The organism is Aphanothece microscopica RSMan92 (genome assembly GCF_046613545.2).
GTDB lineage: Bacteria > Cyanobacteriota > Cyanobacteriia > PCC-6307 > Cyanobiaceae > NIES-981.
Genome location: NZ_JBKKKY020000471.1, coordinates 1 through 486 on the forward strand (window position 1 = coordinate 1; position 486 = coordinate 486).

At 70.0% G+C, this 486-nt stretch carries 1 protein-coding gene; it reads right to left on the reverse strand.

The features are described from left to right. Window positions 1-180 precede the first annotated feature (180 nt). Window positions 181-486 (reverse strand): iron chaperone (locus ACLD7X_RS18595; RefSeq protein WP_425625507.1); only part of this gene is annotated, 306 nt, incomplete at its 5' end.

Below are 486 nucleotides of genomic sequence, written 5' to 3' on the forward strand. Positions count from 1 at the left end.
GCATCGGCGATGAACGCCCCGAGGGCACGGCCCCTGAAGCCGTCGCGGCGCAGGCCGCCGAGCAGTTCATCGGTGGCGGCGCGAGAGTCGATGCCGTCGAGCAGTTCGCGTCGAGCCATGCCCCACCCCCTCGTCTGCAACCCTATTCGGGGCGGACGAGGAGATGGTGGGGCGGAGCGGTCAGCGCAGGGAGTGCAACGCGGTCGCTATGGCCTCGACGACATCGATCGGCAACGGCTCGCTGTGGGCGAAGTGCACCGAGTCGGTCTTCGCGCGGTAGGGCCCCACCAGGGCCTCGAAGGCGTCGTCGCCTCGGTAGACGGGGTAGAGAGCGATGTGCTTCTTCCACGCCGCGTAGTGGATGCCGTGCCGTGCATCGATCATGACCGCGGGCATGCCGTACCGAAACGCCTCGGTGGCGCCCGGAACGCACCGCAGCAGCGTCGCGCGTACCGAAACGCCTCGGTGGCGCCCGGTGCGCGCGAC